Origin of the sequence: Algoriphagus resistens (genome assembly GCF_001442615.1) — a bacterium.
GTDB lineage: Bacteria > Bacteroidota > Bacteroidia > Cytophagales > Cyclobacteriaceae > Algoriphagus > Algoriphagus resistens.
In genome coordinates this window covers 218,412-238,743 of the sequence record NZ_LMXN01000006.1, presented here as the reverse complement: position 1 = coordinate 238,743, position 20,332 = coordinate 218,412, and the positions used below count along the sequence as shown (strand labels likewise).

17 protein-coding genes are annotated in these 20,332 nt (G+C 42.0%); 2 read left to right on the top strand and 15 right to left on the bottom strand.

Annotated features, from left to right (window positions below):
• Positions 1-16: 16 nt before the first annotated feature.
• From AS141_RS13145 to AS141_RS13115, 7 genes are all read right to left on the bottom strand, one after another.
• Positions 17-1,309: a dihydrolipoamide acetyltransferase family protein gene (locus tag AS141_RS13145; protein ID WP_057938117.1), complete on the bottom strand. Its 1,293-nt coding sequence runs from the start codon at positions 1,307-1,309 to the stop codon at positions 17-19.
• A 95-nt stretch (positions 1,310-1,404) separates the two neighbouring features.
• Positions 1,405-2,655, bottom strand: a complete 1,251-nt coding sequence (locus AS141_RS13140) for a competence/damage-inducible protein A (protein WP_057938116.1) — start codon at positions 2,653-2,655, stop codon at positions 1,405-1,407.
• A gap of 94 nt (positions 2,656-2,749) precedes the next feature.
• On the bottom strand, positions 2,750-3,535 hold the full coding sequence (locus AS141_RS13135; protein ID WP_057938115.1) for an SDR family oxidoreductase: 786 nt from the start codon (positions 3,533-3,535) through the stop codon (positions 2,750-2,752).
• Positions 3,532-4,035: a dihydrofolate reductase gene (locus tag AS141_RS13130; RefSeq protein ID WP_057938114.1), complete on the bottom strand. Its 504-nt coding sequence runs from the start codon at positions 4,033-4,035 to the stop codon at positions 3,532-3,534. The genes AS141_RS13135 and AS141_RS13130 overlap by 4 nt, the downstream gene beginning before the upstream one ends.
• 63 nt (positions 4,036-4,098) lie before the next feature.
• Positions 4,099-5,028, bottom strand: coding sequence for a DUF4412 domain-containing protein (locus AS141_RS13125; RefSeq protein ID WP_057938113.1), 930 nt, complete (start codon positions 5,026-5,028; stop codon positions 4,099-4,101).
• A gap of 339 nt (positions 5,029-5,367) precedes the next feature.
• A complete protein-coding gene (gene fmt, locus AS141_RS13120) occupies positions 5,368-6,294 on the bottom strand; it encodes a methionyl-tRNA formyltransferase (protein ID WP_057938112.1) in 927 nt (308 codons plus the stop codon).
• 53 nt (positions 6,295-6,347) lie between these two features.
• The gene (locus tag AS141_RS13115; protein WP_057938111.1) at positions 6,348-7,535 is read right to left on the bottom strand and encodes an exo-beta-N-acetylmuramidase NamZ family protein; all 1,188 of its coding nucleotides are present in this window, start codon (positions 7,533-7,535) and stop codon (positions 6,348-6,350) included.
• 39 nt (positions 7,536-7,574) lie between these two features.
• On the opposite strand from AS141_RS13115, the gene AS141_RS13110 reads away from it, so the two are divergent.
• On the top strand, positions 7,575-8,792 hold the full coding sequence (locus tag AS141_RS13110; RefSeq protein ID WP_057938110.1) for an ABC transporter permease: 1,218 nt from the start codon (positions 7,575-7,577) through the stop codon (positions 8,790-8,792).
• Here AS141_RS13110 and AS141_RS13105 read toward each other — a convergent pair.
• The 8 genes from AS141_RS13105 to AS141_RS13070 all read right to left on the bottom strand — a co-directional run bounded on the left by AS141_RS13105 (position 8,776) and on the right by AS141_RS13070 (position 16,910).
• Positions 8,776-9,522 (bottom strand): polyprenol monophosphomannose synthase, encoded by a 747-nt coding sequence (locus tag AS141_RS13105; RefSeq protein ID WP_057938109.1) that lies wholly within the window; start codon positions 9,520-9,522, stop codon positions 8,776-8,778. The genes AS141_RS13110 and AS141_RS13105 overlap by 17 nt on opposite strands.
• A 133-nt stretch (positions 9,523-9,655) precedes the next feature.
• On the bottom strand, positions 9,656-10,456 hold the full coding sequence (locus AS141_RS13100) for a tetratricopeptide repeat protein (RefSeq protein WP_057938108.1): 801 nt from the start codon (positions 10,454-10,456) through the stop codon (positions 9,656-9,658).
• Between the two features lie 119 nt (positions 10,457-10,575).
• Positions 10,576-11,673 carry a bifunctional histidinol-phosphatase/imidazoleglycerol-phosphate dehydratase HisB gene (gene hisB, locus AS141_RS13095; protein ID WP_057938107.1) on the bottom strand — a complete coding sequence of 366 codons (1,098 nt, stop codon included), beginning with the start codon at positions 11,671-11,673 and terminating at the stop codon, positions 10,576-10,578.
• A 3-nt stretch (positions 11,674-11,676) separates the two neighbouring features.
• On the bottom strand, positions 11,677-12,744 hold the full coding sequence (gene hisC, locus AS141_RS13090; RefSeq protein ID WP_057938106.1) for a histidinol-phosphate transaminase: 1,068 nt from the start codon (positions 12,742-12,744) through the stop codon (positions 11,677-11,679).
• Positions 12,741-14,036, bottom strand: a complete 1,296-nt coding sequence (gene hisD / locus AS141_RS13085) for a histidinol dehydrogenase (protein WP_057938105.1) — start codon at positions 14,034-14,036, stop codon at positions 12,741-12,743. Before hisD ends, hisC begins: the two co-directional genes overlap by 4 nt.
• Before the next feature lie 38 nt (positions 14,037-14,074).
• Entirely contained in the window at positions 14,075-14,935 is an 861-nt protein-coding gene (gene hisG / locus AS141_RS13080; RefSeq protein ID WP_057938104.1) for an ATP phosphoribosyltransferase, read from the bottom strand.
• Positions 14,936-15,204: 269 nt separating this feature from the next.
• Positions 15,205-16,296 carry a hypothetical protein gene (locus tag AS141_RS13075; protein ID WP_057938103.1) on the bottom strand — a complete coding sequence of 364 codons (1,092 nt, stop codon included), beginning with the start codon at positions 16,294-16,296 and terminating at the stop codon, positions 15,205-15,207.
• A gap of 143 nt (positions 16,297-16,439) precedes the next feature.
• Complete coding sequence (locus AS141_RS13070) at positions 16,440-16,910, bottom strand: DinB family protein (RefSeq protein WP_157243469.1); 471 nt, start codon at positions 16,908-16,910, stop codon at positions 16,440-16,442.
• 1,264 nt (positions 16,911-18,174) lie between these two features.
• Here AS141_RS13070 and AS141_RS13065 point away from each other — a divergent pair.
• On the top strand, positions 18,175-19,374 hold the full coding sequence (locus AS141_RS13065; RefSeq protein ID WP_057938101.1) for an ATP-binding protein: 1,200 nt from the start codon (positions 18,175-18,177) through the stop codon (positions 19,372-19,374).
• Positions 19,375-20,332 lie beyond the last annotated feature (958 nt).

Below are 20,332 nucleotides of genomic sequence, written 5' to 3'. Positions count from 1 at the left end.
AAACCGGCTTTTTTGATTATAAAGGAGTGTTGATGTCAAATGCTTCCAGATAGTCAGCCACCCGCTTGACAAATTTTCCGCCCAACGAGCCATCTACTACCCTGTGGTCATAGGAGTGTGAGAGAAACATTTTATGTCTTATTGCGATGACATCACCTGTAGGGGTTTCTACTACCGCAGGTTTTTTCACAATTGCCCCCACGGCCATGATTGCCACCTGTGGCTGGGGAATGATAGGAGTTCCCATCACATTTCCAAATGAACCTACGTTGGAAACGGTATAGGTGCCACCCGCTAAATGATCCGCATTCAATTTATTGTTTCGCGCAAGATTGGCTAGCTCGTTCACTTTTTTAGAGATCCCGACCAAATTGAGCTGATCAGCCTTCCTGATGATAGGAACTATCAAATTCCCACTGGGCAAGGCAACCGCCATACCAACATTGATGTCTTTTTTTCTGATAATTCTATCTCCGTCTACGGAGATATTGATCATTGGGAAATCACGGATTGCTTTTGCGACTGCCTCTATAAAGAACGGGGTGTATGTGATGGATTCTCCAAATTTGGCTTTGTAATCAAGCTTGTTTCGCTCTCGCCATAATACAATGTTTGTCATGTCAGCCTCAACAAAGGAAGTAACATGGGCGGAAATCTGCTTGGACTCGATCATGCGATGTGCGATCATCTTACGCATGCGATCCATTTCGATGATCTCATCTTCTCCGGAGACACTAATCTGCGCTTTGGGAGCGGAAATAGGAGGAATAGAACTAGCTGGTTTTTCAGCTGTTGATCTGGATTCTAAGTAATTCAACATATCCTGCTTCGTCACCCTTGCGTCTTTTCCTGTTCCCGGCACTTTCGCAAGCTCTGTTTTGGAGATACCCTCTTCTTTAGCGATACTTTGCACCAGAGGAGAGTAGAATCTATCATCTCCCGAATTATCAGCTTCGGGAGTGGTTTCGGCGTTAGGCAATTTTGAGGCTGTATTTTCCGGAACAGATGCCACCAGTTCTTCCTTCTTAGAAGTTTCTGTTGTCTGTACTACCGCATTTTTTTCACCGGCAGCTGTTTCAATAATGGCTATCGGCGCTCCGACAGCAATTACATCACCTTCCTTGGCAAGAATCTGCTTTAGAACCCCGGCATGTGTGGAAGGAACCTCAGTATCTACTTTGTCGGTAGCTACCTCTAATACAGATTCATCCTGTTCGATGAGATCCCCTTCTTTCTTTAGCCAGGTTAGGACCGTGCCCTCTATGATACTCTCACCCATTTTGGGCATCAGCATTTCTACAATCGCCATGGTTATGATTTAATGATTTATTGGGTTTATATACAAGTTTTAAAATTAAATTTTATAAAACTCTATCCCAAACCTTTTAATAGAAATTTTATTTGTTATTTTTCTAAAATACAAATTCGAAGCATGTTCAAAACTGCAACAGCCGTCAATTGAATATTGACCATTCTGTCCTGTGTCAACTGAAGTTTCCGCGTCTCTACGAATGTTTTTCCGGCACAAGCAATCCAGACTGTCCCCACAGGTTTTTCTTCACTTCCCCCAGTTGGTCCGGCTATACCACTACTTGACAACCCGAAATCAGCCTTGAATAATTCCCTGACACCAATTGCCATTTCTTTTACTGTCTCTTCGCTAACCGCCCCAAATGAATTTAACGTAGTATTCTTCACTTGAAGAATTTCGTTCTTAAATTGATTATGATAGGGAATTACAGCTCCCTGAAAATACGAACTACTACCCGAAATACTGGTAATCAGGTGGGAAATATACCCACCGGAACAGCTTTCAGCTAAAGCTACTGTTTTCTTATTGGCAACCAAAAGTTTGCCTATAGCGGTTTCTAATGATTCAGAATCATAACCATAGACGTAATTTTGAATACTTGGCAGCACCAGATCAATCTGCTGTTTTATCCCGTTTTCAATTTCAGTCCTGTCGGTTCCAAAGCCGGTAAGCCGAAGTTTGACATGGCCCAAGGATGGTAAATAGGCCAGTCGAATACTTGAAGGCAGCGCATTTTCCCAATCTCTAATCAGGTCTGCCAACCAGCTTTCCCCTATTCCTACAGTTTTTATTGTGCGGTGGACTATAATTGGGAGAGGGAAGAGTGTCGGAAGCTTGGGTAAGACGAAGTCCCTCATCAATTTTTTCATCTCATGCGGCACACCGGGCATAGACATCCAGTAGGTTCCGTTTCGCTCAAACCACATTCCCGGGGCGGTCCCCACTTCATTTGGAACGTAAGTGCAGCAAGCAGGAAGATGCCCCTGTAATATATTCAATGGGGTGATTTCTCTTCCCCGTTGCCTGAAGAACTCAGTGACAGCTTCTACTGCAGTTGGATTTTCGACTACAGGACAGTCGAAGTATTCCGCCATCAGCGCTTTAGTCAAATCATCCTGGGTGGGACCAAGTCCTCCTGTAATCAAAATTATATCCGCCCTGGCCTCAGCAGATGTAAAAGCGGCTAAAATGTCCTTTCTATCATCACCTATGGTCGTCTTACGTACTACTTTCACACCTATCAAATCCAGCTGCTGACTGATCCAATGGCTATTTGTATCTACTATTTGTCCATAGAGTAATTCATCTCCAATGGCGATTACCTCGGCTCTTACTACTTTCATCTGTGTATAATTGATTTTTTAAGGCAATTTGGAATCTCTCAAGGTTGGTAATGATGACTTGGATGGCTTCTTCGTCATCTGTGCGTCTAAAGGCTTATCGTACTTCTGATTTACGCAGTATTTTAGTGAAAATTGTAGGGACAAAGCGTTTTAAGTAAATCCCCATAATTTCCTTTCCTCCTATATACACTTCTTCTTTCTTCTTAGTGAGTGCATTGAAGATTTCCTTTGCACAAGCTTCTGCACTCATTCCATTTGCCTGGGCTTTGTCCATCTCATTGAGCCGAGTTCCGTCCGCTGTCAATGCGTTTTTGGATACATCCGTTTTGATGAATCCAGGGCAAATCATTGTGACTGCGATATGGTCCTGGAAATGCTCCAATCTCAGCGACTCAAAGAATCCGTGTAGCGCATGCTTGGCAGCTGCGTAGCTCGATCGATAGGGCGACCCGAACTTTCCCACCAGCGAAGAAATCACCCCGAAATGACCGGTCTTCCTTGCTATGAAATGGGGGAGAAGTGCCTTGGTAAGTGCCACAGTACCAAAGAAATTTACTTCCATTAATTTGCGGTCTATTTCTAGGGGAGTCTCCCGGATCAGGGAGCGTTGACTGATTCCTCCATTGTGCAGGATCATATCCACATGCCCAAAAGCTGCAATTGCTTCCATGGTTTTTTCTTCAAAAGAAGCCTGATCTATTAGATCAAGAGGAAGCACCTTACAATTTTCTGGATATGCACAGCAGGATTTAACTTTTTCCAGTGCGATTTGATTTCTGGCTGAAAGTATGACTTGAAACCCTTCCTTCACAAATTTGTAAACCGAAGCTTCGCCGATACCTGAAGATGCACCGGTGATCCATATTACCCTTTTAGTCATGATCTGTTGATTCTTTCGTAGTTGAGGTAAGTGAAGGAGTACTGATGATGCTCATCAGCGGGGTGGAATTCAGAGAAATTGACTTTCCAATTTTCCTTGTTGAATTCCGGAAAAAAAGTATCCCCTTCGGGTGCGGCATCTACTTGGGTAAGGAGCAATTCGTCTGCCAGCGGAAGCGTTTGTTTGTAAATTTCCCCGCCGCCGATTATATAGAGCTGGCTTACTTCCATCTTTTGACAAAAGATAAATGCCTTTTCCACGCTTTCAAAGACGTAATGGCCTTCAGGTACTTGGTAGTTCTTATTTCTGGTGATTACTATGTGGGTACGGTTGGGAAGTGGTGTGCCCAATGATTCAAAAGTTTTCCTTCCCATTAAGATAAAATGGCCGGAAGTGATTCGTTTAAATCGTTTGAAATCATCAGGTAATCTCCAAACCAGGTCATTATCCTGACCGATTACATTGTTGTTAGCCAGAGCTGCTATTAGTGATATCTTCATGAAAATGCTTCTTGCCTTGAAGATAACAGGCCTGGGCACCGGAAAAAATAAAAAAGAACAGAATTAATTCTCTTCCTTCGAATTCATAATGTTAGGATATTCTGCCATCGTAAGCGATTTGGGAGCGGACTCATCTATTTCTTTCACTTTCATTTCAATGACCCCTGACTCCTCTGTACTGTAGGTCAGTTCCATAAAATTGCCCTTTGGCATATTTTTAAAATGCTTGGCATATCTTTGCTGGGCTTTTGAGGTCATCATCGGACTGTTGCTGCTCCAGAAAGAGGAATAGCCTCCAATGGGTTCTTCCGTTATCCAATAATACCCTTCCCCGTCCTCACTTTTTACATGGTATTCTTCACATGCATATCCGAGGATATCTTTGGTTTTACCGGTCTTTTCCATTGTAACCTCAAATTCCTCACTGTCATTCTCTATTTGCTCTTCAACTGCCTCGTCTATTGCATCCAAGTCCATTTTATAGGCGAAACTAGACTTCTCACCTTTATTGTCAAGAAAGATTATAGAAGCCTGGTTTTTTACATCAAAGACCATTGCCGTTGAAGCTTGGGGATTTTTGGGATCTACCAGCTCCATACCCGTGTAATCGGAAGATTTTGCCAAGTAAGATCTCATTAGAACAGGGTCACTGGTTTTTCCTTTCTCATCTGTACTTATCATCTCAAGTTCAATGTGTCCAAAAAATTCATACGCCGATTCGGTATCAACCGGTTCACCAATCCCTTTCATGAGTTGGCCCATGTCTATTCCGCTAGGGGTACCGTCTTCGCTATCACCATACATGTCAGAGAATATTTTCTCTAGCTGCTTCTCGGTCATTTTCGAGGCTTCCGCCTCTACCTTTTTTTCTATTGCATTCTCAATTCCTCGATTTGCTGCGTTTTGGATTTTCTTGATGAATTGAGCTTCCACAGAAAATGATATAAAAGTGAAAAGAAGCAGGAAGAACGAATTTGTAGTGATATTTTTCATAATTGTACATTTAAAAATTAATAATGAGTTTACAAGTTCCTAAAAATCAACCGAAACAGGAAATTTCCATTTAATTTAATTTTGCACAGAATAATTAGATTCCGTTTTGTTCTGGGGAAATATAAGAATCAGATGAAATCGAGCATGTCGAAAAAGGTACACAGGGGGATGATTATAATGCATGCGAGATTCCATATGACCTTTAAAAGACAAGATATAATCATATGAAATCGAGTGAGCATGAAGCCAGGCCTGTCATAGACGACACGTGGGAGGAACGATACTCGATGTGGTATTTATCAGTTTTGAGACAGCCTCATCTGGCCACGGACGGGGGTATCACGAAAATTTAGTTCCCCTAAGCAGCTCATCTACCTTCATTCGCTTTTTCCCCTCAAGCTGAAGCTCTAAAATTTCCAAGACTCCATATCCTGTCTGAACTTTTAGAAAAGTCTTGTTATCTGTTTCCAGCTCACCGATAGGTTTTTTGGTTTTTTGGTTAGGGAAGTAAGCTGTTTTGTAAATTTTACAGATTTTCTCTTCGAATCTTGTCCAGGCAGCAGGGTATGGAGAGAGTCCCCGAACTAGGTTGTGGATGGATTCTGCAGATTTGTTCCAGTCGATCTCGCAAGTTTCCTTGAATATTTTTGGAGCATGATGAATCGCTTTGGATTCATCTTGGGGAAGCGCATGAATGTTACTTGTAGCAATATCTTCAACCGTTTTGAGGACGAGCTGCGAACCGACCTTCATCAACTTTTCATAGACAATGCCCAGATCATCTTCTTCTAGGATAGGGACTTTTTCCTGATAGATAATGCTGCCTGTATCTATTTCATGTTTTAGGAAGAAGGTAGTTACACCAGTTTCCTTTTCCCCATTGATGATTGCCCAGTTAATCGGGGCAGCACCACGGTAATTAGGCAAAAGCGATGCATGGAGATTGAAAGTGCCCAGTGGTGGCATATCCCACACTGATTCTGGAAGCATCCGGAAAGCTACCACGATTTGCAAATCTGCCTTCAGGGCGTGAAGCTCTTGCAGGAATTCAGCAGATTTAAGATTTGTAGGTTGAAGAACAGTAAGGCCCAATCTAAGAGCAGCTTGCTTCACAGGAGAAGGGATGAGTTTCTGTCCACGGCCTTTTGGCTTGTCCGGTGCAGTGATGACTCCCACTATATTCCAATTATTTTCAACTAATATTTCCAACGCAGGCACCGCAAACTCCGGTGTGCCCATATAGATGATTCTAAGGTTCTTGTTCATTGTCAAACTCATTTGAGATTTAAAATCGGAAATTTCAAAACCCGATTTTGCCCTTAATTATAGATGAGGTATTTCTTTCGGAGCGAGCTATATTTTTCCAGGTCAGCTTCCCAGCTCGCCGAGATTTCAGATTCTGATTTCCCTTCCATGATCATTTTTTTCAGCTGATCTGTCCCGGCAAGTAAATTGAAATAGTCAGTGAAGAAATCCTGGCCTTTTTCGGATTTTCGGTAGGCATCCAGCAGATATTTTAGCGTAAACTCATGGTTCATTGATTCCTCTCTCAAATCTACTCCAAAGCATTTTTTGTTCTGGTGGGGAGGATTCTTTGACATTCCGTCTATGCTTACTGGAGTAAAGGTGAAGTTCCCGAATTTCGGGTCAGGATAGCCATATACCTGAAAAGGGAAATGTGTGCCACGGCCAAGTGAAACAATAGTCCCTTCGAAAAAGCAAGTGCTGGGATAAAGTTTGATAGAAAGATCATTCGGAAGATTTGGTGAAGGTTTTACGGGCAGGTTGTACGGGGTAGTGTGATCCCAATTGGCGACGGGAATTATTTCCAGATCCGCTCTTAATTCACCTTTCAGCCATTTTTCCCCATTGATCATTTGTGCCAGCTCTCCTACGGTCAATCCATGCACGACAGGAATTGGGTGCATTCCCACAAAACTTTCAAAGCCTTTTTGCAACACCGGGCCTGCAATGTAATTCCCATTTGGATTTGGCCGGTCGAAAATGATCACTTTTTTACCGTTTTCAGCAGCAGCTTCCATCAGGTAATGCATGGTGCTGATGTAGGTGTAAAATCTCACCCCCACATCCTGCAAATCAAAAATTAAAATGTCTAAATCTGCAATTTGATCAGGCTTTGGTTTTTTGTTGTTTCCATAAAGGGAGATAATAGGCAGACCTGTTTTGGAATCAACAGTATTATCCACTTTTTCACCAGCATCAGCCCTGCCACGGAATCCGTGCTCCGGCACAAATACCCTTTTGACTTTAACACCTTTCTCCAGAAGGAAATCGACCACATGTTTATTGGCACTATGGGGCAATATACTTGTTTGGTTTGCGACAATGCCTACATTCTTTCCCTGTAGCTGATCAAGGTAAAGTTCGGGACGCTCAGCACCGGGCAGGGGTGTGCTTTGCCGTGCCCATGAGTGAGAGGAATTGATGATAATTAGCAGTGCTAAACTCAAAAAGTAAATAAAGGGCGAAAGTTTCGTTTGCTTCATGCTATTTTGCATTCTGATCGAACAAATTAAAGCAGTCCTTTGAACCTTTCCTATTTCATCGCCAAAAGAATCAGTTTTAAAAAAGCTGGTGGATTTTCGGCCACCATACATAAAATCGCAGTAGGAAGCCTCGCTTTGGGTTTGGCTGTATCATTAATCTCCTTCATGGTGTTGGGGGGATTTCAGCGTACTGTCTCAGAGAAAGTCTACGGATTCACTGGACACTATCAGGTGCAGCGCTTTACGATGAGCAATGCCTTTGAAGAGGCGCCTTTTTCCCAGAATTCTGAATTCAGCCAAACCTACAAGCAGCTTCCATTTATCAGGAAAGTCCAGTCCTTTGCTCACAAAGCAGCGTTGATCAAAGGTGAGCAGGAAGTGGAAGGAGTGATAATGAAGGGAATAGGGCCGGATTTTGATTCCCTGGCATTTGCTAAGTACGTGATTGAGGGCAGAATGATCACAATTCCTGAGGAAGGAACCAGCAATGAAATCCTACTGAGCCAGCATATTGCGAACAGGCTTTTGTTAAAAGTAGGAGATGAAATAACACTGTACTTCGTCCAGGATCCGCCAAGATATAGACGAGTGGAAGTGGTGGGAATATTTCAGACCTATCTGGAAAACTTTGATGAGAAGATCATCATTGGGGAATTGCAGACGATTAGAAATCTAAACAACTGGACAAAAGATCAGGTCGGTGGTCTGGAGATATTTGTCGATGACTTTAATAAAATTAGTTCATATACACCACTTATAGAGGAGTTTATGGATTATGATTTAAAGTTAATTAGTAGTCAGGATAAGTTCTTGGAGATCTTCGATTGGCTAAGTTTATTGGATAATAATGTCTACGTGTTCATAGGTTTGATCGGCTTCGTAGCGATCTTTAATATGGGGGCGATTCTCTTTATCTTAATTATGGAGCGCACCCAAATGATCGGTTTACTCAAAGCACTGGGATCTACCAATAAACAAATCCGAAGAATCTTCTTTTGGAATGGAATCAATATTCTGTTGCGTGGCATGGCCATTGGAAATATCCTGGGGCTGGGAATAGGATTCTTTCAGGATCAGTTTAGACTGATTCCTCTGGATGCCGCGAGTTATTACATGAGTTATGTGCCTATTGACTGGAATTGGCCGGTATTTATCCTGATAAATTTTGGGATTATTATCCTGACTGCGGCAGTGCTGTGGATACCTGTAATGGTGATCTCCAGGGTTGATCCTATTCGGTCTATCCGTTTTGATTAAGCTGATAAGGGCTAAAAATACTTTTGATTTTCATGGAAATCACGCCAAATCCTGCTTCTTTGAAAATCCCAGGGCTCATTTTCGAAGTTCCTTTTGTGCGGTCGGTGAATATAATGGGTATTTCTACCAGTTTGAACCCAAGCTTCCAGGTGGTGAATTTCATCTCAATCTGGAAGGCATACCCCACAAATCTTACCTCATCGAGTTTGATCCCTGCAAGTACTGATTTGTGATAGCATTTGAATCCTGCCGTGGCATCCTTTACAGGCAATCCTGTGATGAATTTTACATACACACTGGCAAAGTAGGACATCAAAACCCTACCCATTGGCCAGTTTACCACATTCACTCCTGTAATATATCTAGACCCTATAGCCAGATCAAAATTACGGTCAGCACAAGCTTCGTATAGCCGGATTAGGTCGTCAGGATTATGGGAAAAATCAGCATCCATTTCGAAAATGTAATCATAGCCTTTTTCAAGTGCCCATTTGAATCCAGTAATATAAGCAGTTCCTAAGCCTAATTTGCCTTGACGTTCTATTAAGTGAAGCCTTTCTGGAAAGACTCTCAATTGGTCTTTAACCAGAGTCCCGGTACCATCTGGACTTCCATCGTCAATCACCAAAAGCTCAAATCCACCGGAAAGACCCATAACAGCTTCGATCATCTCTACGATGTTTTCTTTCTCATTGAAAGTAGGGATTATGACAAGTTTTCTATGGTCCATAAGTGAGCAAAGGCCAAAAGTAAGCCTAAAGACCGATTTTAGAAGAATTGTAGGCAAAAAAAATGGTTATAGCAGATCCTTGCTTAAACTAGTTTACTGGATTAGTCGGTTGTCTCTATTTAATTCAAGGGGACTAGGAATTGCAAAATTCCAATTGCTCTTTAGCATATTTACTTCCTTTGATGGCAGCGTTTTGAAGAAGGTTACAACCTTCAGAATCCCCCATTGATGCCATACAAAGCCCCTTGCGAGCCATTGCTTCAAGGTGATTTGGGTTTTTCTTGAGGACTGTATTGAAATCCTCCAGTGCCCAGGGTAAATACCCTGCATTCATATAGGCAAACCCGCGATTATAGATTCCTACCATGTTATCGGGTTCCCTGTTTACATAAGAATTGAAGGAGGCGGCACATCCCAGAGCATCTCCCTGGTAAGCAAGGGCCATCCCAATGTAAAAGTAAACTTTTGCATGGTCAGGATTCAGTACGGAAGCTCTCCTGAGGAATTCCTCTGCTTCTCTGAACTTTTCGGTCATAATCATCGTGCGTCCAAGCAAATATAAAATTTCAAAGTCAGTGGCATCCAAGGTAGCGGCACGTAGAATACTCAGCTCAGCATTTTTGTAGTCCTTTTGCTCAAAAAGCATTTTGGCCAAACCAGCGTATGCCTGGGCATATTCATTGTCAATGGAGATGATACGCTCATAATCCGACTTGGATTTTTCCAGTTGCCCAAGCTCTTCATAGCATCTTGCCCGCATGTGTAGCGCCTTGACATCTGTCACGTGGAAGAACAGGTATTGGTTTAAGTCAGAGATTGCATCTTCATACTTCTTATCGTTGAAAAGATGCTCAATTTTCTGAATGCTACTTGAGCAAGAGCTACTTACAATTATTAATAAAAGAATAGTCAGGGTACGTAAAAGTCGTTTCATGACTAAATGAACAAAAAAATAAGGATTAGGAAAAATATTTCCTTCGAAATTTTCCTAATCCTTTAAATATTTTTGAAGGAAACCTTTTTTAGCTTAAAATGATCCTAATCGGTTGAATGTTAGAGTACTCCTTTAGTGCTAGGAAGTTGATTGATATTTCTCGGATCGCGCATAACAGCCATTTTTATAGCTCTAGCCAACCCTTTGAAGATTGCCTCAATCTTATGATGCTCGTTAGCGCCTTTAGCTTTGATATTCAGGTTGCATTTGGCCGTATCTGAAAAGGATTTGAAGAAATGGTAGAACATCTCCGTGGGCATATCCCCAACTTTCTCCCTATTGAATTCCGCTTCCCATACGATCCATGGCCGCCCTCCAAAGTCAATTGCAACCTGCGCAAGCACGTCATCCATAGGCAGAAGGAATCCATAGCGATAGATGCCCTTTTTATCCCCTAGTGCTTTCAGATATGCTTCCCCAAGAGCAAGTGCAGTGTCTTCTATTGTATGATGCTCGTCGATATGCAGATCACCATTCACTTTGATCTCAAGGTCTGTGCTGCCATGCTTTCCAAGCTGTTCAAGCATGTGATCAAAGAAGTGCAAACCGGTTTTAATGTCGCAATGCCCATTCCCATCTAAGTTCAATTTGATATAAATATCGGTCTCTGAAGTCTTGCGGCTTACTTCTGCCGATCGGGGAGGCATTTTCAAGAATGCATAGATCTCATCCCAATCCTTTGTACTCAAAGCGGCCCTTTCCGTAGGCTCACCTATGAATATTGCCTTCGCACCAAGATTCTCAGCAAGTTTTACATCAGTGAGTCTATCCCCGATTACATAGGAATTTGCCAAATCATATTCTTCAGAGAAATAGGCGGTCAATAACCCTGTGTTTGGTTTTCTGGTCGGTGCATTTTCACTTTCAAAAGATTTGTCAACGTGGATTTCCTTGAAGAAAATATTCTCCTGCTCCAGCGTTTTCAGCATTTTGAATTGGGCAGGCCAGAAGGTGCTTTCCGGAAAAGAAGCCGTTCCCAGGCCATCCTGGTTTGTCACCATCACCAGTTCATAATCTGTTTCTTCGGCAATCCTGCGAAGGTTAGAAATTGCCTTCGGCAAGAACTCTAACTTCTCTAAGCTATCTACCTGATAGTCAGTAGGAGGTTCTTTTATTATTGTCCCGTCCCTATCTATAAATAGTACTTTCTTCTTCATGATTTAAAGGTTATAGCTTTCTGCGTGGATTTTTTTCAACGCTTGGATAAAGGCATTGTTTTCAGCTCTTGTTCCGACAGAGATCCGAAGACATTCTTCACAAAGCTGGACTTTTGATCTGTTTCTGACTATGATTTTTTCTTCGATCAGGTCATCATATACATGTCCGGCATTTGGGATTTTCACCAACAGGAAGTTCGCATGCGAAGGATGGATTTTCTCCACAAAATCAAGCTGGCTTATTTCCTTTCTTAAGTATTCCCGCTCCTGGAGAATATCTGCTATCATGGCATTCACTTTATCCACTTTTTGGATTGCTGCCAAAACAGTCTGCTGGGTCAGCCCAGAGATATTGTAAGGAGGTTTGATCCGGTTTAGGATCTTAATCATTTTCTTGCTGGCAAAAGCCATCCCTAATCTTAGGGAAGCCAATCCCCATGCTTTGGAGAATGTCTGCATCACCAGTAGGTTGCCGTATTCATTCAGATAATTGGTAAAACTAGGCTCATCACTGAAGTCTATATATGCCTCGTCCACAACCACCAGGCCGTGGAAGTTCCTAAGTAACTTTAGAATATCCTCACGTTCCACTTTATTGCCACTTGGATTATTCGGTGAACAGACAAATATGATCTTGGTATTTTCATCTGTTTCTTTGAGAATAAGGTCAGGCTGAAGTTGGAAATCTGCGGTCAACGGAACTTTACGGGTTTCTACATCATTGATACCAGCACTCACCTCATACATTCCGTAGGTAGGGGGAAGAAGAATTACATTGTCTTTTCCGGGGTTACAAAATGCTCTAAAAAGCAAATCTATCGCTTCGTCGGAGCCATTTCCCAAAAATATCTGGGATGGTTTTACATTTTTTATCCCGGCGATTTCTGTTTTGAGTTCTTCCTGATAGGGATCGGGGTAGCGGTTATACTCCTCATCCGTGACAGATCCATAGGGATTTTCATTTGCATCCAGAAATATGCCTTCCTTGCCGGTATATTCATCGCGTGCGGAGGTGTATGGCTGAAGGTTTACGATGTGGGGTCGCAGTAATGGGGTTAAGTCAAACTTCATTTCTTCTGTTTTTTTAGATGCTTGAGTCTTATTGATACGGCATTTTTATGTGCCTCCAGCAGTTCATTTTCTGCCATGATTTCGATGGTTGGACCTATATTTTTCAAACCTTCGGGGCTGATTTTCTGATAGGTTATTTTCTTTACAAAGCTGTCGAGTGATACGCCGCTGTAATTTCTCGCATAGCCATAGGTAGGCAACGTGTGATTGGTGCCAGATGCATAGTCACCAGCTGACTCTGGGGTGTAGTTTCCTATAAAAACTGATCCGGCATTGTACACCGCATCCACTGCAGTTTCTTCTTCGAGTACGTTGATGATCAGGTGTTCGGGTGCATAGAAGTTGATCAGCTCCATAGCTTTCTCAGCGCTGTCCATTAGTACCGCTCTTGAGTTGGACAAGGCTTTTTTTGCAATATCTTTTCTAGGTAGATCTTCAATTTGAGCGTCTATTTCCTTGATGACCTGTCTTGCAAATTGCTCTGTATCTGTGACCAATATCACCTGGCTGTCTACGCCATGTTCTGCCTGGGAAAGCAAATCCGCTGCTACAAATGCCGGGTGGGCTGAATTATCTGCATAGACCAAAACTTCTGATGGGCCTGCGGGCATATCAATTGCTACGCCGTATTTAGTTGCGATTTGCTTTGCCGCTGTCACAAACTGGTTTCCGGGACCAAAGATCTTATCCACCTTCGGTACACTTTCAGTTCCGAAAGTCATGGCAGCGATTGCTTGGGCTCCACCGGCTTTCACGATTTTAGTAATACCTACCAATTCGGCTGCATAAAGAATCGCAGGATGGATTTTCCCTTCTTTATTAGGGGGAGAGCAAAGCACAATTTCTTTGCATCCGGCCAGTACAGCAGGAATTCCAAGCATCAAGACGGTACTGAAAAGCGGTGCAGTTCCACCGGGAATATACAAGCCAACTTTTTGGATTGCTACACTTTTTCTTCTGCACACTACCCCGGGCATCACTTCATCTACCAGTTCAGGTGTAGCCTGTGCCATATGGAAGCGCTCAATATTGCCTTTGGCTACTTGTATGGCTTCTCTTAAGGCTGGGGATAATGCAGCTGAAGCGGCCTGGATTTCTACTTCCGATGAAAATAATGACTCCAGTTCAACATGGTCGTATTCTGCTGCAAATTTAAATAGGGCCTTGTCTCCATTTCTTTTCACCTTCCGCAGAATAGGCTTCACTATCTTAGTTATCTGCTTGGTTTTAAAGGTTGGTCGGGCCAACTGCTTTTTCCAAGTTTCCTTCGCAGGATTATCCAGGATTTTCATCTTGTATCTGGTCTAAAGTTTGAATAGGATAGTTTTACTTAGAGAATCATCTTTTCGATCGGAACGACTAGGATGCCTTCCGCGCCGGCGGCTCTTAGTTCTTCAATGTTTTCCCAGAATTGATCCTCATTCAAAACTGAATGGACAGATGACCATCCTTGCTGAGCAAGAGGCAAAATAGTAGGACTTCGCATTCCGGGAATCAAACTGATAATTTTATCAATGGACTCATTTGGTGCATTGAGCAGGACATATTTATTGCTTTTTCCTTTTTGAACAGCATTGATCCTAAACAACAATTTTTCAGCGATCTCCTTTTTCCAATCTGCAAGGTCATTGTTTGCGATCAGAACAGCTTCAGATTTGAAGATTTCTTCAACTTCTTTCAGGCCATTCATCATCAGCGTAGAGCCAGAGCTTACGATATCGCAGATTCCTTCAGCCAAGCCTATGCTTGGAGCAATCTCTACCGAGCCTGAGATTTCATGGATGTCAGCATTGATGTTTTGGCTCTTGAGATAATCCCCGAGGATTTTAGGGTAGGAGGTAGCGATGTTTTTTCCATTGAAAAAATGCACTCCGTTGTACTCCTGCCCTTTAGCGACAGCAAGAGAAAGCCTGCATTTGGAAAAACCCAACGCCTTCATTGTAGTGACATTCTTGTCTTTTTCTACCACTTCATTTTGACCTACAATTCCCAGATCGGCGACTCCATCCGCTACATAGCCAGGAATATCGTCATCACGGAGAAATAGAAATTCTATCGGGAAATTTGTGGAAGTTGATTTGAGTTTGCCTGTTCCATTATAAAACTTAATACCACATTCTTTGATGAGGCTAAGTGAGTCTTCAGACAGTCGGCCGCTTTTTTGTACGGCAATACGGATTATTTTTTCCATGTTGGCAAGTTACGCTAAGAAGTAAAAGATTGTAAGTGTTTTTGGTGAAAAGCGGAATCCCTATCATCGGCTTCACCGGGTGTGTAAAAATATTCCTCAGGAGGAATGATGGAAGTGATGCATCAAGTCGCCTTGATGTGCAGTTGCCAAAAAATCAATATTTCTATTGCTGTTTTCCATTATCGTTGGCAAAGATAGGAGGTCATTGAGAAAATGCAAATGAGGAAGCATTTTTTTGAATATTTACCCTTCAGATTAAAGAAATAGTCTTAGTTTTCCTTTTCCAATAGCTCTTCTAAGCCCTCCCAATTTCCTGAAAGTGCCTCGGTAATCATCTGGTTCCATCTGGCTTGCGCTTCTTTATCTAGGCCATGACGTGTCTGGCCATCATAGAATTCCTGCAGGCGATTCATTTCCCGGTAGGCATCCAGGTAGACTTCATTGAGCTTTGCCTCATACAGGTATGGTTTCAGATCCAGATTTTCTAGCCTATGGATCATGCGATCTGCAGCAATTCGGGTCAGATCAAAATGTCTCTGTTCATGATTATTGGCATAGGCATTTGCATCCTTTACCCAAGATTGGCCGGGAAGCATATACACTTTTACTTCAATATGCTGTACTATTTCCCCATCCACAATAGAAGCATTCCCCGCTATGGATAAACTGCTGAAGATCGTCGCATTGAACGAACTTATCGGACTGGGAGATTCTGTAAAATCCTCCCAGGTCAATGGTCTTGCAGGGTCATAAAATACAGTGTCTTTCACACTGGGCCTGATAGGATCAGCTATTTGCAAACGTACTTTTTTAACAAGCGCACGATTGCTTTTGTATTGGGTGCTGAGCCAGGCATCAAAGTATTCCCAGCTATTTTCAAACAACCGCTGAATTGAAGCTTCCACACGGTACATCTCCTGTGTTGGTCTGCTATAGTTAAGGCCACTGTTGAAATCTACTAAATGCACAGGATCATTAGGTCCCCGTAAAAAGAACCCAAGGCTTAGTTGTATCTCACCTCTATAGGCTTTGCGGTCAGCCTGGTAGATTTCTTTGACATCGAGGTTATGAATCTTCACTAGTAACTCATAGGATATGTTCCGAGAGCTGATTTTTGAATTGTAAAATTGGAGCGCCTGATCAGCCAGTTTGTCTTTATAGCTGACATTATATTTATTTCGTTCAGAATCATAGATCTGACCAATTGCCTGTGCTACCCGGGAATCTATGACTTCATGGAAGAGGTAATTCCTTACTTGTGCAGAACTTCCATCAGAGTTAAGCTTCAAAATGACTTCCTGGGCCATAGAGTTCCCGAGAGAAATCAACATACTGATTACCGCCAAAAGCAAGTTTTTCATGATTGAGAAAACGGCTGAATATCCAAAAAGTTAGGCAAACAGAGCATATTGAACCCTGTCGGGTTTTGCTACCCAGTCTTTCTTTTAGGATTAAGTTAAGAGTCTAAGTTGTCACACATCAGTAAAATGCTAGCGATAGTAGTCTATGTGATCTCAGTTGTAAGCCTTGCCAAAAGCGATATTTGCCCCAAATGGTAAATGTCATGATGCAATACCCCAAGAATCAATTCATAATAAGTAAAGTTGGTGCCCCCGAAATTTTCATCAAAAACCGATTCATCTAAAGCTGACAAGTATTCCAACCAGGACTGTTGTGACTTGCCGAGATGATCCAATGTCTTTGCCCACTCTTTCTCGGAGGGATCTATGATGGGCAGAAAGAAATTATGGCTTGGGCTGGAATAACTATTTTGAGGGATCCCCTGCAGTACCATTTCGCGCCAACTTATGATATGATTGAGAATTTCCCAGATTGAGTTAGTCCGTGGGGAAAATTTATGAGCCGCCTGTTCTGGAGATATTTGCTTTAGTTTATCCACAAAATTTACCCCCAACCATGGATCATCATTGTATTGCTTTGTAAAAAGGCTTCGGATTCTCTGAGATTCTTTCATGTGTTTGTAATTTCTTTTTGGTGGCCACATGGAATCTCGCATGCATTATAATCATTCCAGTGTGTGACTCTTGAGTCATGCTCGATTTCATAGGATTAAATTTAGGAGCTTTTGAAAATACAAAAATGAAGCAGTTAATCCAGGAAAATCGCTTTTAAAAATCGCTGAAGGTTAAAAAGCTGTTTTCCATTACCCCGATTAAAGCAGAATACAGCAGCAATGAGCTTGGACATGGAAGGGTAGCGCACAGACTATGTGAAGTGGCCGACCAATTGGAGTTCTTTGACAGGAGGGAGGAGTGGACGGGTTTAAAATTCGTTGTAAGAAAAACATCAGAAAGAATTATCAAACAGACTGGAAAAGAACTGTCGAGACCAGGTACTGTAAAACTTCCCTGAAAGCGGATGCGAAGCTCATCCATGTACAGTAAGGAGCCACTGGGCAGTGGAAAACAACCTCCATTGTAGTCTGGACGTGGTATTCAAAGAAGATGCCTCACTCAAGAAGAAAGAACACTCAGTGCTCAACTTCAATATAATCGCCTAAATGGCGCTCACACTGATCGATTAAATCTACTGGTTTACAAGCTTTTGATTTCCCTTGAAACTGGTTTGGTTGGCAAAGCCCTAGTTATATCGAACCAATTTATGGAAGATTTTGAAAGGATTTTGAAGTTGGATTCAGAAATAAAGACCTTCGATAATCCTTGTTAACGCTTGTATTATGGACGAAGGAAGAGTCTTTTCGAACCATTTAAAAGAGGATATATGGGTATTGCTACGTATCATTGATGATTTGGAGACTAATAAAATAGGTTAAAACGCCCATAAAACTTCTGTGTCAGGTGTATTTTTACCAACTCAATTTGACTAGCTTTTTATGAATCATCAGAATAAATTTCCTCTCCTAGAGGATTAGTTTCGATTCCTTGAGTGATTTGTCTCATCAACTGGAGTTGGTGGGAGTGAAGTCGAACCATTTGGTTGAGGATATTCCACTTTTAGCTTGTATTTAGATGGGGAGGTAATTTATTTTTAAAGGAGAGTGGGGCATTTTAATGAGTAATTGTAGCTTTCCCTTTTTTCCGTTTTTTTAATCAGATTTTCATACTCATGTCAGTCAGAATTTCATGATTATTTGTGTTTTCAGTGCTTAGTAAGAGACCTGTTCTCCCTTCTATCGTACATGGTGTGATATGTTTTTTTGATATAAACGTATCGCATACGATACGTTTATTAATATTTTTAGTATCTTTGCTGATACGATGGAAGTATTAGTTACTAAATATAGGGAGCTTATAGGGGGTGTAAAAACAAGGTTTGTACGAGGACTCGCCGAACACATTAACTGGAAGGCGCAGGCAGTATGCATAGAAGGAGCACGCGGGACGGGCAAATCTACTCTGATGTTGCAGCATATTAAGTCAAACTTGCCGTTGGATAAAACGCTTTACCTATCCGTAGACGATTTGTATTTCACGCAGCATACGTTGATCGATGTTGCCGAACAATTTTATCATCATGGTGGCAGGCATTTGTTTTTGGATGAGGTACATAAGTATGCAGACTGGCAAAGAGAAGTGAAGAACCTGTATGATTTCAAGCCGCAGCTTCAGTTGGTGGTCTCCGGGTCGTCTATTTTAGCTTTACAGCGTTCAGAAGCCGATTTAAGCCGAAGGATGTTACGCTATTACCTGCCAGAATTATCGCTGCGCGAATTTATCGCACTGAAAGATCGATTGGTATTGCCGTCATTTACATTGACGGATGTCCTTGAACATCATACGCAGATCGTAGATGAATTGAAAAGGAAGCTGGAATCGCCGTTGAAATCATTCAGGGACTATTTAACAATGGGGGCCTATCCCTTTTTCTTGGAAGGTGGTAAGCAAGATTATCTTATGCGCTTGAATCAGCTGATCAATGTGATTATTGACTACGACTTGCCTGAGGCCCGTTCCATAGAATCGAGCACACTAGCTAAACTGAAGAAGTTGCTGTATATCGTTTCCACAGCTGTACCATTTACCCCAAATATTACACGACTTGCCGATCAGGTAGGCACCTCCCGTAACAGGCTGTTGGAAATGCTTGATCTACTGGAAAAGGCACAATTGATCCATAACCTACGCAGCGCAGCATTTGGCGTGAGTCTAATGAATAAGCCTGAAAAGGTGCTCTTGCACAATACAAGCCTCATAATGGCATTGGCTGAAGGTCAACCCAATGATGGCAATCTGCGGGAAACTTTCTTTTATACACAATTGTCGGGGGCAGGTCACCGTGTCACCTATCCAAAAGCCGGGGACTTCCTGATAGATGGCAGCTATACGTTTGAAATAGGTGGTAAAGGAAAAAGTGGGAAACAGATTGCAGGTATACAGAACGCCTTTCTTGCACTCGATGACCTTGAATACGGCACTGCAAAGAAGATTCCACTCTGGCTCTTTGGATTTTTGTATTGATGTTGAATTTGTTGTTTCAGAAAACCCATCCACTTTATACCTAAATTCTTCCCAAATGGGTAGGCGTAACCCCAGTCAATTTTTAAACAGAATTGTTTCTTAAGATTATCTCAAATTGCTTAAAAACCAGGTGGGAAGTTTACTTGAGAAAATGAACTATGATTAAGAAAATCCCCTTGATTATCTATTTCAAGGGGATTTTTAGTAGGAGTGGAGCTGGCAAAGCCATAGTTATATCGAACCAATTTATGGAAGATTTTGAAAGAGTTTTGAAACTGGATTCAGAAATAAGACTTTAGATAATCCGGGTTAATGCTTGGATTTTGGACGCAAAAAGAGTCTTTTCGAACCATTTAAAAGAGGATATATGGGTATTGCTACGTTTTATGGACGATTCGGAAACTAATAAAATAAGTTGAAATTCCTCTAAAACTTCTGTTTCAGGTGTGTTTTTACCAACCCAATATGACTGGCTTTTTATGATTAATCATAATAAATTTTGCTGTCCCAGAGGATTAGTTTCGATGCCTTTAGTGATTTGTCTCATCAGATGGAGCCGGCTAGAGACTACCAGAACCATTTTGAGAAAGATTTAGGGGATTGGCAATCCACAAATGGCGAAGGACGTTACCGGAAATTGCCAAACATCTCAATCCAATTAACTGCTGAACTGCTGCCACAAGCTGCGGGGATAGTCTATGCGTGAAGTATGGAATCAACTCAATCATCGTCTGCTTAAATGGGTAAAATGGGAGAAGGGGTTGTACAAAATGGGCTCTGTCAGATGGCTGAAGCAACAGTATAAAACCTCCCCGAACTTATTCGAGCATTGGAAATTGGTTCAACCTTAGGTGTTTTTTGTGCCAAGCGATTTACAAACATGAAGAGCCGTATGAGGTGAGAGTCTCACGCGCGGTCTGTGGGAAGGGGAGGGTGCAATTCCTTTACCTGACCAGAT

Excerpts from the sequence above, each read along its gene's own strand:
- AS141_RS13145 (WP_057938117.1), bottom strand. The coding sequence starts at position 1,309 with ATGGCGATTGTAGAAATGCTGATGCCCAAAATGGGTGAGAGTATCATA.
- AS141_RS13140 (WP_057938116.1), bottom strand. The coding sequence starts at position 2,655 with ATGAAAGTAGTAAGAGCCGAGGTAATCGCCATTGGAGATGAATTACTC.
- AS141_RS13135 (WP_057938115.1), bottom strand. The coding sequence starts at position 3,535 with ATGACTAAAAGGGTAATATGGATCACCGGTGCATCTTCAGGTATCGGC.
- AS141_RS13130 (WP_057938114.1), bottom strand. The coding sequence starts at position 4,035 with ATGAAGATATCACTAATAGCAGCTCTGGCTAACAACAATGTAATCGGT.
- AS141_RS13125 (WP_057938113.1), bottom strand. The coding sequence starts at position 5,028 with ATGAAAAATATCACTACAAATTCGTTCTTCCTGCTTCTTTTCACTTTT.
- fmt (WP_057938112.1), bottom strand. The coding sequence starts at position 6,294 with ATGAACAAGAACCTTAGAATCATCTATATGGGCACACCGGAGTTTGCG.
- AS141_RS13115 (WP_057938111.1), bottom strand. The coding sequence starts at position 7,535 with ATGAAGCAAACGAAACTTTCGCCCTTTATTTACTTTTTGAGTTTAGCA.
- AS141_RS13105 (WP_057938109.1), bottom strand. The coding sequence starts at position 9,522 with ATGGACCATAGAAAACTTGTCATAATCCCTACTTTCAATGAGAAAGAA.
- AS141_RS13100 (WP_057938108.1), bottom strand. The coding sequence starts at position 10,456 with ATGAAACGACTTTTACGTACCCTGACTATTCTTTTATTAATAATTGTA.
- hisB (WP_057938107.1), bottom strand. The coding sequence starts at position 11,673 with ATGAAGAAGAAAGTACTATTTATAGATAGGGACGGGACAATAATAAAA.
- hisC (WP_057938106.1), bottom strand. The coding sequence starts at position 12,744 with ATGAAGTTTGACTTAACCCCATTACTGCGACCCCACATCGTAAACCTT.
- hisD (WP_057938105.1), bottom strand. The coding sequence starts at position 14,036 with ATGAAAATCCTGGATAATCCTGCGAAGGAAACTTGGAAAAAGCAGTTG.
- hisG (WP_057938104.1), bottom strand. The coding sequence starts at position 14,935 with ATGGAAAAAATAATCCGTATTGCCGTACAAAAAAGCGGCCGACTGTCT.
- AS141_RS13075 (WP_057938103.1), bottom strand. The coding sequence starts at position 16,296 with ATGAAAAACTTGCTTTTGGCGGTAATCAGTATGTTGATTTCTCTCGGG.
- AS141_RS13070 (WP_157243469.1), bottom strand. The coding sequence starts at position 16,910 with ATGAAAGAATCTCAGAGAATCCGAAGCCTTTTTACAAAGCAATACAAT.
- AS141_RS13065 (WP_057938101.1), top strand. The coding sequence starts at position 18,175 with ATGGAAGTATTAGTTACTAAATATAGGGAGCTTATAGGGGGTGTAAAA.